Annotated in this window: 12 protein-coding genes and 1 pseudogene; 5 read left to right on the plus strand and 8 right to left on the minus strand. The window is 64.5% G+C overall.

Annotated features, from left to right (window positions below; genetic code table 11):
* Positions 1-10: 10 nt before the first annotated feature.
* Positions 11-259 carry a hypothetical protein gene (locus LQT98_RS09535; protein ID WP_231462128.1) on the minus strand — a complete coding sequence of 83 codons (249 nt, stop codon included), beginning with the start codon at positions 257-259 and terminating at the stop codon, positions 11-13.
* A 330-nt stretch (positions 260-589) separates the two neighbouring features.
* Here LQT98_RS09535 and LQT98_RS09540 point away from each other — a divergent pair, with 330 nt between their 5' ends.
* Entirely contained in the window at positions 590-1,315 is a 726-nt protein-coding gene (locus LQT98_RS09540; RefSeq protein ID WP_197081538.1) for an MgtC/SapB family protein, read from the plus strand.
* Positions 1,316-1,575: 260 nt separating this feature from the next.
* Here the strand turns inward: LQT98_RS09540 and LQT98_RS09545 are convergent, their stop codons facing one another.
* Positions 1,576-1,884 carry a hypothetical protein gene (locus tag LQT98_RS09545; protein ID WP_231462131.1) on the minus strand — a complete coding sequence of 103 codons (309 nt, stop codon included), beginning with the start codon at positions 1,882-1,884 and terminating at the stop codon, positions 1,576-1,578.
* Positions 1,885-3,093: 1,209 nt separating this feature from the next.
* On the opposite strand from LQT98_RS09545, the gene LQT98_RS09550 reads away from it, so the two are divergent.
* Both LQT98_RS09550 and LQT98_RS09555 read left to right on the plus strand, forming a co-directional pair.
* Positions 3,094-3,450: a DUF1484 family protein gene (locus LQT98_RS09550; protein ID WP_231462134.1), complete on the plus strand. Its 357-nt coding sequence runs from the start codon at positions 3,094-3,096 to the stop codon at positions 3,448-3,450.
* A gap of 23 nt (positions 3,451-3,473) precedes the next feature.
* On the plus strand, positions 3,474-3,851 hold the full coding sequence (locus LQT98_RS09555) for a hypothetical protein (protein WP_231462136.1): 378 nt from the start codon (positions 3,474-3,476) through the stop codon (positions 3,849-3,851).
* A 10-nt stretch (positions 3,852-3,861) separates the two neighbouring features.
* Here LQT98_RS09555 and LQT98_RS09560 read toward each other — a convergent pair whose 3' ends face one another.
* Together LQT98_RS09560 and lptM are read right to left on the minus strand one after the other, a co-directional pair.
* Positions 3,862-4,956 carry a pyridoxal phosphate-dependent aminotransferase gene (locus LQT98_RS09560; protein WP_231462138.1) on the minus strand — a complete coding sequence of 365 codons (1,095 nt, stop codon included), beginning with the start codon at positions 4,954-4,956 and terminating at the stop codon, positions 3,862-3,864.
* Between the two features lie 227 nt (positions 4,957-5,183).
* Complete coding sequence (gene lptM, locus LQT98_RS09565; protein WP_231462140.1) at positions 5,184-5,366, minus strand: LPS translocon maturation chaperone LptM; 183 nt, start codon at positions 5,364-5,366, stop codon at positions 5,184-5,186.
* Positions 5,367-5,468: 102 nt separating this feature from the next.
* Between lptM and cyaY the strand changes: the two genes are divergently transcribed.
* Together cyaY and LQT98_RS09575 are read left to right on the plus strand one after the other, a co-directional pair.
* Positions 5,469-5,786, plus strand: a complete 318-nt coding sequence (gene cyaY, locus LQT98_RS09570; RefSeq protein WP_048409018.1) for an iron donor protein CyaY — start codon at positions 5,469-5,471, stop codon at positions 5,784-5,786.
* Between the two features lie 5 nt (positions 5,787-5,791).
* Complete coding sequence (locus tag LQT98_RS09575) at positions 5,792-6,199, plus strand: YqaA family protein (RefSeq protein WP_269325994.1); 408 nt, start codon at positions 5,792-5,794, stop codon at positions 6,197-6,199.
* 69 nt (positions 6,200-6,268) lie between these two features.
* On the opposite strand, the gene LQT98_RS09580 is transcribed toward LQT98_RS09575, so the two are convergent.
* The 4 genes and pseudogenes from LQT98_RS09580 to LQT98_RS09595 all read right to left on the minus strand — a co-directional run.
* Positions 6,269-7,477, minus strand: coding sequence for a heme biosynthesis protein HemY (locus tag LQT98_RS09580; RefSeq protein ID WP_231462143.1), 1,209 nt, complete (start codon positions 7,475-7,477; stop codon positions 6,269-6,271).
* A 3-nt stretch (positions 7,478-7,480) separates the two neighbouring features.
* Positions 7,481-8,509: a uroporphyrinogen-III C-methyltransferase gene (locus LQT98_RS09585; RefSeq protein WP_048409015.1), complete on the minus strand. Its 1,029-nt coding sequence runs from the start codon at positions 8,507-8,509 to the stop codon at positions 7,481-7,483.
* The gene (locus tag LQT98_RS09590; protein WP_231462144.1) at positions 8,506-9,237 is read right to left on the minus strand and encodes a uroporphyrinogen-III synthase; all 732 of its coding nucleotides are present in this window, start codon (positions 9,235-9,237) and stop codon (positions 8,506-8,508) included. Before LQT98_RS09590 ends, LQT98_RS09585 begins: the two co-directional genes overlap by 4 nt.
* A gap of 7 nt (positions 9,238-9,244) precedes the next feature.
* Positions 9,245-9,471 (minus strand): annotated as a pseudogene (locus LQT98_RS09595) (hydroxymethylbilane synthase); the annotation flags it as partial.

Raw genomic sequence — 9,471 nt, forward strand, 5'->3', positions numbered from 1 at the left:
TGTGGGGGGGTTATAGGCAGCGGTAAAAATCCATGCGCCCGGTATCGGCGGCGATGGCGGCGAGAAAATCGCGGCAGGCGGGCGCGCTGGGCCACTGCGCGCACAACTGGCGCGCGCGCTCCGGGCTGTCCGCCAGCGTGAGATGGGCGAAGCGGCGGCCATCGCCGCGCAGTAGCGCATAGCCCAGATAGCCGGCTTCATGGCGCAGCCAGTCGGCGTCGATCTGTTGAGCGGCTTGTTGCAGTTCGGCTTCGGACACCTCTTCCCGCAGCTCGAAGGTGGCGATTTCCAGGCCGTGCCCGGCGGGAAGCTGAAATAGAGGCGTATGTATTTGGCGGCTTTCTGTGGTGATTGAGCTGTTTGGTTTAGGGCTGTGTCCACAGTGTGCGGCCCCCCTACTGACAGCGTGCTGTCAGCAGGAATCCGCCGCCGCCAATTTTTGTTGTCTGGGTGTGGGGCGCGTGTATTCCCACGCGTAAAAATCACCGGTCCGAACACGACCCGGCCACGCGGATGTGGCAAACTGCCTGACTGTTTCCCGGCGCGCCGGGAGCGCTGTTTTTTCAATCGACCGCAGGAGGAATAACAAGTGGAAACCTTACTGCAGTTTCTGGGCTTCAACGGGTCTGGTCTGCTGCAAACCTTGCTCAGCCTGTTGACGGCTTTCATCCTGGGCTCGGCCATCGGCTATGAGCGCCAGTTCCGTCAGCGCACCGCCGGCTTGCGCACCAATACCCTGGTGGCGGTGGGCGCGGCGGCCTTCGTCGACATGGCCTTGCAGCTGGACGGCACCGGCGGCGCGGCGCGGGTGGCGTCCTATGTGGTGTCCGGCGTCGGCTTTCTCGGCGCCGGCACCATCATGAAGGAAGGCTTGAACGTGCGCGGGCTGAACACCGCCGCCACCTTGTGGGGCTCGGCCGCGGTGGGCGCCAGCGCCGGCGCCGGCCAGATTCCGCAAGCCTTCTTGATCACCTTGTTCGTCTTGGCCAGCAATACCTTGCTGCGGCCGGTGGTGAACTCGATCAACCGCAAACCCATCGACGACGAAACCAGCGAAGTCACTTACCAGCTGTGCGTGATTTCCAGCCGCGCCGGCCAGAAGCATGCAATGGCCTTGCTCAGCGATCTGCTGGAAGAGTCGAAATACCCGGTGGGGGATTTGGACGTGGAGCCGTTCGGCGACGACGAGGTGGAAATGACCGCCACCCTGCTGTCCACCTCGGTGGAGTGGGAGGAGTTGGAGGAGATCGCCGCCAAACTGGTGGCCCAGCCTTTCATCAGCCAGGCTTACTGGAACCCCAGCACCTCGGAGTGAGCCGGTTGGGAGATGGGACCACGCCCTGGGCCGCTTGCCGGTCCGGGGCGTTTTTGATGGTGGCAGTTTTTTAAGGTTGGCTCGCTCGCGACCTGTTCAAGCGGGTGCATGGTTCAATGCGCGGCCAAATTCCCCCATCACTGAGCGAATCTTTGATTCGCTCAGTGATGGCGCGCTAACGTCCCTCCTTAGGTTTGTTTAGACAAAAGAAAAGCGCCCCAAGAAATCTTGGAGCGCTCTAAATACTGTTACAGGCCGATTTAATCTGATAAATCGTCTCTATATTGGCTAAGCACTTCTTGTACTTGCGCATTTATTTTATACTTCTTATCTAACTTTTTAAATTTCCGCTTTGCCGTGCCGCACGTCTTATTGGCCTGCTTAACAAGCCTCATTTGCTCGGGTGTTTTCTCCCCGCTCAGCTCGCCTGATAGATGAATACAAGTATCTGCGCTATCTACAAAGCTCTTCACATCAGGCTGCTGCGGATCGGCCTCTGATGCCGTCGCTGTTCCTGCAATCAAGAATACAGCCAGAGACACCCCTGCCAGCAATCTCAGTGTTTTCATGTTCACCTTCCGTCAGTGGACCAGTGCGGCTTATCCGCCGCGCCTTTCCAAAACTTAATAATGTTATATGACGCCCCTACCTCATGCAGCTTAGAGCGGCTAACAAAACCCCTGATGCTGCGTTGCGCCGACTTGCCGTACTCAATGTACTGTCTGCGTCGGCGCGCCTTGCCTCAGCCGTAAAACTGAGTTTTGTTAGCCACTCTTAGTGTTCATTCCCGTTTTAGGAGATGTGTCAATCTTCACATCTACACCGCTAGCGCCCTTGACCGTCAGCACCCTTGCGGACCATGTTATGGTCATGTTCACATTCTCCCCTGAACCCCACTCCTTCGCTAATGAACTCAATGTTGTGCTCACTCGGAGCGGGCCGTGGCAGGGAGTCCGAAAGGATTGCCGGCTTTTGGTCGAGTGAGCCGGTCTTGCCACCTTGCCATGTGCCTGCTCTATCCCCTCCTCAGAGGGGGTCCAAGCGGATAGGGCGACCGTGCCGCCCCCTTTGGCCTTTCCTCCTGCTATTCCCTCTTACGTTGGCTCTCTGTGCGCGGGAGAACAGAATGAGTCCGCGCTGTCCTTGACGCTCCCTTCCAGCCTGTTTAGGCTTGGTTCCGCGCCGTGCCCAATCATGCGGCGCAGGGAGTAGAAGCCCAGAACCGTTTAACCGCAGACGCGGCCATGCCAAATTTGGCATGGCTGCGCCTGCTGCCACGCTATGCCCATTCGGAGCAGGCCGTGGCAGGGAGTCCTAACGGACTGCCGGTATTTGGTTAAGCGGACCGGTCTTCTACCCTTGCCACGTGCCTGCTCTAGCCCCATCTCGGCGGGTTTCCAAGCCGATAGGGCGACCGTGCCGCCCCCTTTGGCCTTTCCTCTCGCGATTCCCTCTTACGTTGGCCCTCTGTGCGCGGGAGAACAGAATGAGTCCGCGCTGTCCTTGACGCCCCCTTCCAGCCTGTTTAGGCTTGGTTCCGCGCCGTGCCCAATAACGCGGTGTAGGGCTTGCAAACCCAAAATCGTTTAACCGCAGATGAGCCGTGTCCGCTGGGCACTGCTACATCTGCTGCCACGCTGTGCCCATTCGGGGCGGGCCGTGGCAGGGAACCCGAAAGGGTTGCCGGTCTATTGGTTAAACGAACCGGTTTTGCAACCTTGTCACGTGCCTGTCCTAGCCTCGCCTAGGCAGGTTTCCAAACTGACATGGAGACCGTGATGACCTTTCCTACCTTTCCCTCTTGTATTCCTCCGCCTGATCCGGAAGAAACTGCCGCCGCGCCGCTGGAACAACTGCGGCTATGCCTGCAAGCGCTGCCGGCCGCTACGGGCAATCTGCTTGAGCTGGGCGCGCTGAGCCGGCAATTGAGCCGCTGCCACGCCGAACTGGACGCCGCGCTGCTGCGAGGCGCGATCGATCTGCGCGCCGCCCATCTGGGCCTGCAAGCCTTGCTCACCCTGCTGCAACGCCGCGACGAGCCGCTGCTGTTCAGCAGCGAGGAAGCGCAGGCCTTGCTGGAGCCGGTGCAGCAGCGCTTGAAACAGGGCCTGAGCCAGGTGCATCGATTGTTCTGACGGTTTGGATGGAGGGCACTGCCATGATGAAGCTATTGAAGCAGCACAACGACGCGCTCAAGCGCGCCGCGCGCTTGATCATCGCCTACGAGGCGCGCATCGGAGCGATTGCCTTGGTGGATGATCACCCGGCGTATCCGGCCAACACCGCGGCGATCAATCAGGAGATCAAGCAGGCGCTGGCGGAGTTTCGCCGTTGGCAGCAACGGCATGGCGATCAGGAATGCGCCCACGCCGCCATCCTGGCGATGTGGGCATCCGGCGCGTGGCGCAACCGCGATACCTGCGCGCGGCTGTGCTACCGGCAGGCGGGGTTCAGCAATATGGCGCTGGCGCGCCAGGCCTTGGTGGGCGCGCCGGAGCCGGGGAGCTGGGTGTCGAGCAAGGGCGCGCGGCGTTGAAAACCGGCGGCTAGCCTTCCGCCAGCGCCGCCATCACCTTGGCCGACAAGGCCTGCGGCTGGGCGGTGACGCGCAGCAGGTGGCGCACCGCCGGGTGCGGCGGCCGGTGCACGGCGATGCCGTCGGACAGCAGTTGCCGGTGGATGGCCTCGCTGCTGGCGGCGTCGCGGTAGGCGATGCAGACGAAGTTGGTGTGCGAGGGCTTCACCACCAGGTCGCGCGCGCGCAGCGCGTCGGCCAGCTTGTCGCGCAGGTGGATGGTGGCGGCGATCAACTGCCGCGAGTAGTCCGGATCGTCCATCACCGTCTGCGCCGCCAGCTGGGCGAAGCTGGACAGCGCGAATTGCGGGCGGATCTGGTCCGCCTTGGCGACGATGTCCGGCGGCGCGATGGCGTAGCCCACGCGCAGGCCGGCCAGCGCATAGGCCTTGGACAGCGTGCGCAGCCTCAGGGTGTTGGGCAGCGCGCCGCGCGGCGGCGCGTCTTGCGCGTCCACGCAGAAATCGACATAGGCCTCGTCCAGGATCAGCAAGGTGGTGGAGGGCAGCATTTCGCGCAGCGACAGCAGCTCGTCCGCGCCCCAGTAATGACCGGTGGGATTGTCCGGATTGGCCAGGTAGAGCACGGCGGCGCGTTCGGCGCGCGCCACTTCGGCCAGGCGCGGCAGATCGGTTTGCAGCCGGTCGCCCTGCTGCTGATAGGGCACTTCCAGGATGCGCGCGCCCACGCCTTCGGCGAAGTAGCGGAAGGTGGGGTAGGTGCCGGCGGTGCAGACCACGGCGTCGCCGACATTACAGGACAGGCGCAGCGCCAGCAGGATCAGGCTGTCGGCGCCGGTGTCGAACAGCACTTGGCCGGCGTCCACGCCATTGTGGGCCGCCGCGCGCTGGCGCAGGCCGTGGGCGTAGGGGTCGGGATAGAGCCTGGCCAGTTCGGCCATCGCTTCGCCAAACTGCGCCGCCAGCGGCGAGGCCGGTTTGGCCATGCTTTCGTTGGAGCCGATGCGCGCGCCGATGCGATGCCCCAATGCCGCTTCCAGTTTGGCGATGCCGGGGAAGGGATTGATGATGGTGTGGTGTTCCAGGTGGCGGGCGAAGTGGGGCATCGGTAACTCCTTGTCTGCTATAGGTGCGGCCGGCACGGTATTCGCCGGTTCAGCCGCTGTGACTCCAAACGAGTGTAAAGGATTCAAACGCCGCGCAGAAAACCGCGCGGGAATAAGGTTATGCTTAAAGCATTTTATGTGCCAGCCTTGCTTGCAAGGCCGGCCAGAGCCGCTTGGGGCGGGTTCAATATCTTATCGCCGGCGCGCGGCGGATCGTAAGCCGGCGCTTAGCGAGCGGCGGAGGCGGCCTGCTTGCCGGCGGCCGGCGCCGACGCGTCCGATTTGACCGGCGCTTGGACCGCGGGTTTGGCCGCCGGCGCGGCGGCGGGCTTGGGCAGATAGAGCGGGCCTTTGAAGCCGCAGGCGGTCAGGAGCAGGGTCAGGCTTGCACAAGCCAGCAGGGTGCGCATACGGATGGATTCCAATGTGGCAAAATCTCGATACTAGCAAAGCCGGCACGCATCGTGTGACTCCGGCGCGTCGAGCCCACCCCTAAATTTAGGAATAGCGCAATGAACGAATCCGAATTCCTGCAACAGACCGACGCCATTTTCGCGTGCATCGAAACCGCGATCGACGATAACGATCTCGATGTGGACTACCTGATTTCGGGCAATGTACTGGACCTCGAGTTCAGCGACGGCGCCAAGATCATCATCAACCGTCATACCGCCAATCAGGAGTTGTGGATCGCGGCCAAGAGCGGCGGCTACCATTTCGCCTTCCAGAACGGCCAGTGGATCGCCGCGCGTGACGGCGCCGAATTCTTCGCCACGCTCAGCGCCGCCATTGCCGCCGCCTGCGGTGAAACCATAGGCTTTGGCGAGTGAGCCATCTGGTCTGGCTGGGCTTGGGCGGGCTGGCGGTGTCGGCCTTCACCTCGGCCACCATCCTGCCGGGCAATTCCGAACTGGCGCTGTCCGCCTTTCTGTACAAATGGCCGGAGTGGTTGTGGCCGGCCTTGCTGGTGGCCACGGTGGCCAATACCGCCGGCAGCATCACCAGCTTGTGGCTGGGGCGGCTGGCGCCGCGCAAGGAGTTGCCGCCGCGGCTGGCCGGCTGGTTTCAGCGTTTCGGCCCGGCGGTGCTGGTCTTGTCCTGGCTGCCGGTGATAGGCGACGCCATTCCCTTGGCCGCCGGCTGGCTGCGTCTGCCGTGGTGGTCCAGCATTCTGTGGCTGACGCTGGGCAAGGCGGCGCGTTATCTGGCCTTGGCCTGGGGCGTGTTGCTGTTGTCGAGTTGAACCGGTAATGACAACGGAAATGAAAAAGGACATGCGCGAGCATGTCCTTTTTTGGTGAGCGGAGCGGAATCAGCAGCCCTGTTTCAGCGCCAGCTCCAGGCTCTTGTTGTAATGCTGGGCCGCTTGCTCTTCCTTGCCGGTGGCTTCGAACAGCCGCGCCAGCTCGGCGTGGGCGCACAGCGTCGGCGAGATCGAGGCGCTGGCTTCCAGATAGCTTTGCGCCTTGCCCCACAGTTGCTGGCATAGCGCCAGCCGGCCCAGCGCCATCAGCAGCCAGTGGTCGCGCGGGCGTTTCTTCAGCCAGTTTTCCGCGGTTTTCAGCAGTTCCAGGCGCTTGTCCTCGCTCAGGTGCTCGGCCAGCTTGCCCAGCTCGCGCGACAGTTCCGGGGTGTCGTGGTCGTCGTTGGCCAGCGCGCCGGCCAGCAGGGTGGCGGCGTAGTCGTAGTCTTGCAGCACGATCAGCCGCGCCACCACTTGGTCCACCAGCTGCGGGTTGCTGCGCTCGGCTTCCGGGATGCGGCGCAGCCAGTCGCGGATTTCCTGGCCGCCCAGCAGGGTGACCAGTTGTTGCTGGTAGGCGGCCAGACGGTAGCGGCGCGCCTGTTCCGGCTCCAGCGCGTCGGCCTTGAGCAGTTTTTCGGTCAGCGCCAGCACCGCTTCCGGCTGTTTCTGCAGCAGGCGCACTTTCAGTTCCAGCCGCAGCGCGTTGGTCAGATTGGGCGACAGCGCGCGCACGCGTTCGATGGCGGCCAGCGCGCCCAGCGGGTCCTTGGCTTCCAGTTTCAGCTCGGCGTCCAGCATGTGGCGCGCCAGTTGCAGCCGCGGCGGCATCGCTTCCAGCTGCGCCAGGTAGCCGTCGCGCTTTTCCAGGTCGCCGGCGGCGCCGGCGGAGCGGGCGGCGATCAAGAGCGCCAGCGCCTTGTTTTCCAGCGAGTATTCATTGTCCAGCGATTTGCTGGCTTCGCGCTCGGCTTTCTGGAAGCGGCCCTCGAAGTAGGAGATGCCGGCTTCGCGCAGCGCATGGCGCGCGGCCTTGAGCTTTTTCTGGCGCTGGAAGCGGCGCACTTCCTCGGGCAGGTTGGCGGCCACCGCCACCATGCGCAGCACCAGGTGCACCACGAAGATCAGCACGATCACCGATACGATCAGCAGATTGAACGACACTTCCATCCGGTACGGCGGCAGGAACAGGATGGCGTAGCCGGTGTTGACGGTGGCGGCCAGGCCGACCAGCACCGCGAGGGCAAACAGCCCGGTAATCCACAAGGCGAATTTCACGGTTTATTCTCCTGCCGCGCCTTGGGCGTCGCGCACGGCCTTCAGGCTGGCGTTCATGTCCGGCAGGGTCACGTCCAGCGGCGCGCTTTCCAGCTCGCCCAGCGTGCCCAGCCATTGGGTGACCGGCGGCGCGTCGCGGTCGAAGTAGCGCTGCACATAGCTGCGCGCGGCGACGATGTCGGCGCTGAAGGTCTTGCCGTCGCGCTGGATCAGCGCCAGGCGCGCGTCCAGCAGGCGCATCTTCAGGTTTTCACGCAGGAAGAAGGCTTGCTCCGGCGACAGCAGCAGCGCTTCCGGCTTGTCCATGCGGCGGATGTGGATCAGTTCGCCCAGGCTCTTGCTGACATCGGCCAGCAGCCGTTCCCACAGCGGCGCGCTGGCCGGCGTGGCGGCCTTGGTCTGCGTTTTCTGGTCGGCCAGGCGGTGAGCGTCCACCGCCAGCGGCAGGCTGTCGGCGGACAGCATCAGCCGGTCCAGCTTGACGGTGAGGCCCACGCTGTCCAGATAGGGCAGGGCCTTGAGTTTTTCCAGATCGGTGGCCACCGATTTTTTCACCGCGATCAGCTGCGGGCGGTCGAATTTGGCCAGGCGCGCGTCCACCATTTCCAGCGCGGACACGGCGGCCGGCACATTGCCGGCCAATTGCAGTTGCTGGCTGGCGATGGCCAGGGTGTGCTCGACCTCGGACAGCAGCCAGTCGGTGCGGTTCTTGGTCAGTTCCTGGTACATGCCGTTCAGCGTCGCGTACTGGCCGGCGGATTCGTTGACGCGGGCTTCCATCAGCGCCAGGCGGCCTTCGGTGGCGCGGTTGGCGCTGATGGCCTGTTCGGTCATCGCGCGCAGTTCCTTGGCGGACCCGCTGCCTTCGGCCAGCCGGCGCGCCAGTTCCTGGCGGGCGGCGGTCAGCTCTTGCTGCGAGCTGTAGTACTGCCAGCCGGACACGCCCAGCGCGGCAATGGCGATCAACAAGGCCGGACTCAGCGACTTCTTGGACTCGGGTTTGGCGGTTTCGGTGATCTGGGATTCGCTCATGGGTGACGACAGAACCATTCTTTAAGGCCGGCGACCAGCGCGCTGTCTTCGGCCCGGGTTGTCATGATGCGTGTCGCGCCTTGCGCGGCGAGCCGGTCGGCCACGCGCGCATGCGGCACGCAATATAGCAGGCATTGTAACGTCCTGATTCGGCTGGAGCCAGCGAGACGGAACAATTGCTCTACGATTTCGCCGGATGTGACGATGATGGCGTCCGGCGGCGCGCGGTCGAAAGCCGGCCAATCCGGCGCGCCGTCGCGCCTTAGGTAGATCTCGGCGAAGTCCACCGCCGCGCCGCGCGCGCTCAGTTGTTGGGCCAGCAGCGGCCTGCCGCCGACGCCGCGCACGATCAGCACGCGCTGGCCGCGCATATCGGCCAGTTCCGGCAGCGCCAGCAGCGCTTCGCTGTCGCTGCCCTCGGCGGGGTGCAGCACCGTCCGGCCGCTGAGCGCGGCCAGTTTGGCGGCGCTGGCGCGGCCGACGCAGATCAGCCGCTTGGCGCCGAGGTCCAGCGCTTGCAGCGCCGGCCAGGCCTGATCTATGGCGCTGGGGCTGACGAAGACCAGGCAATCCGCCGCCGCCGCTTGTTGCGGCAGCGCCGCCAGCGCGTCCGGCCGCGTTTCGATCTCCATCAGCGGCAGATGGCCGGCGTCGAAGCCGGCGGCGGCGAGCAGGCGCAGCAACTCGGCGCTTTGCGCCTGCGGGCGGGCGACCAGGACGCGCGGCATCGCGGTCTCAGCGCGGGTCGGCCAGCACCGCTTCGATCAGCGGGCCGGCGCCGTCGTCCAGCAGCTTCTTGGCCACGGCGCGGCCCAGCGCGTCGGCGTAGTCGGCCGGCGCGCTGGCGCTGGCGGTCAGCATCACCGAGCCGTCCGGGCTGGCGACGAAGCCGCCCAGCGCCAGCGTGCCCTCGTCCAGGGTGGCGAAGGCGCCCAGCGGCACTTGGCAGCTGCCGCCCAGTT

It is taken from the genome of Chromobacterium aquaticum (genome assembly GCF_021129195.1).
Lineage (GTDB): Bacteria > Pseudomonadota > Gammaproteobacteria > Burkholderiales > Chromobacteriaceae > Chromobacterium > Chromobacterium aquaticum.

What these genes read in the sequence shown, in the direction of transcription:
- LQT98_RS09545 (WP_231462131.1), bottom strand. Translation starts at nt 1,884, where the DNA reads ATGAAAACACTGAGATTGCTGGCAGGGGTGTCTCTGGCTGTATTCTTG.
- LQT98_RS09550 (WP_231462134.1), top strand. Translation starts at nt 3,094, where the DNA reads ATGACCTTTCCTACCTTTCCCTCTTGTATTCCTCCGCCTGATCCGGAA.
- LQT98_RS09555 (WP_231462136.1), top strand. Translation starts at nt 3,474, where the DNA reads ATGATGAAGCTATTGAAGCAGCACAACGACGCGCTCAAGCGCGCCGCG.
- LQT98_RS09560 (WP_231462138.1), bottom strand. Translation starts at nt 4,956, where the DNA reads ATGCCCCACTTCGCCCGCCACCTGGAACACCACACCATCATCAATCCC.
- lptM (WP_231462140.1), bottom strand. Translation starts at nt 5,366, where the DNA reads ATGCGCACCCTGCTGGCTTGTGCAAGCCTGACCCTGCTCCTGACCGCC.
- cyaY (WP_048409018.1), top strand. Translation starts at nt 5,469, where the DNA reads ATGAACGAATCCGAATTCCTGCAACAGACCGACGCCATTTTCGCGTGC.
- LQT98_RS09585 (WP_048409015.1), bottom strand. Translation starts at nt 8,509, where the DNA reads ATGAGCGAATCCCAGATCACCGAAACCGCCAAACCCGAGTCCAAGAAG.
- LQT98_RS09590 (WP_231462144.1), bottom strand. Translation starts at nt 9,237, where the DNA reads ATGCCGCGCGTCCTGGTCGCCCGCCCGCAGGCGCAAAGCGCCGAGTTG.